Source organism: Citrobacter sp. EC_71, assembly GCF_019584005.1.
GTDB classification, from domain to species: Bacteria; Pseudomonadota; Gammaproteobacteria; order Enterobacterales; family Enterobacteriaceae; genus Citrobacter; species Citrobacter werkmanii.
The window spans coordinates 1-1,415 of the sequence record NZ_VDAY01000053.1; the positions used below are offsets into that span (position 1 = coordinate 1).

1 protein-coding gene is annotated in these 1,415 nt (G+C 52.2%); it reads left to right on the forward strand.

Going from position 1 to position 1,415, the window contains the following annotated elements:
• The first annotated feature begins 89 nt into the window (after positions 1-89).
• Positions 90-1,406 carry an IS4 family transposase gene (locus tag FHD02_RS23940; protein ID WP_151350604.1) on the forward strand — a complete coding sequence of 439 codons (1,317 nt, stop codon included), beginning with the start codon at positions 90-92 and terminating at the stop codon, positions 1,404-1,406.
• The last annotated feature ends 9 nt before the right edge of the window (positions 1,407-1,415 follow it).

Here is a 1,415-nt window from a genome sequence, read left to right on the forward strand (position 1 = left end):
TAACACCGATCGGTTAAGCAAAATGATCGGTTGAACGATCCGGCGGGTAGACGACAATAGCCTCATCAATTCTCTGATGGGGCTTTTTTATGCTTTCGACCTGGCTTGACGATACGCAGACCTGGGCTGAACCCGCTTCACTTTCCTGTTTTCAGCGTGCCATTCCCCTTGAGTGGATTTCTCAGGTGCTTGATTCCACGAATAAAGCCAGTATCCGTAAACGTAAGCTCCCCGCAGAACTCGTGGTCTGGTTGATTGTGGGGATGGGCCTGTACCGTGACCGCTCCATCACAGATGTTGTGACAAAACTCGACCTCGTCCTCAGTTCGCAGGAGGGGGAGACCCTCGCTGCCAGCTCCATTGCCCAAGCCCGCCAGCGGCTCAGCGATGAACCGCTTCGGGAACTCTTCACTCTGACAGCCAGCCACTGGACCCGGCAGGAAGACAAGGATGATCTCTGGCACGGCCTGCGCCTGTTTGCCGTTGATGGTACGCTCTTTCGTACCCCGGATACGCCAGAGCTTGCGGAGCATTTTGAGTATATAAAGCACCGCCCGGACAGACACACTGAATACCCGATGGTCAGGCTATGCGCTCTGATGTCACTGCGCAGCCGGTTAATCCATGATGTTAAATTCGGCCCGGCAAATACCAGCGAAGTGAATTACGCGAAGCAGTTATCGGTACAGGCGAACAGTCTGACACTGTTTGATCGCTGTTACTTATCGGCAGGGTTACTGATTAACTGGCAGCGAAGGCAGCAGGACGCGCACTGGCTGGTTCCCCTGAAGGGCAATACAAAATACCGGATACTGAAAACGTTTGGTGAAGGTGACCATCTGGTGGAAATGCGGGTCTCACCGCAGGCCCGGAAACAGGACTGCTCGTTGCCTGAATACTGGCAGGCCCGGCTAATAGAATGTGAGGGTGAATCCGGTGATTACAGAGGTTTTATCACCTCGCTGACAGAGCCGGAGCAGTATCCGGCAGACTCGCTGCGTTATGTGTATCAGGAAAGGTGGAGTATAGAAAATGGTTACGGGGAGCTGAAGCAGTTCCAGTTGAGTACAGCCACGTTGTTGCGCAGCCAGAAAGTGAGCGGAATTAACCAGGAAATATGGGGTCTGTTGACGGCCTATAACCTGATCAGAATGGAGATGAGTCAGATAGCACGGGAAGCGGAGGTGTCACCACTGAGAATAAGCTTCGTGATGGCGATGAGGTTGATCCAGGATGAACTCATCTGGTGCTCACTGTGCAAACCGGGGACAATCCCGACGAAGCTGAAGAAAATGCGGGAGAATGTGAAACAATTTATCCTGCCAGAAAAGAGAAAACGGCCCAAAAAAAGGACCGTTCGAATCTCAAAAACCCAGTATCCCGTTCACTCAAAACATCTTAAGTGAACGGTGTTA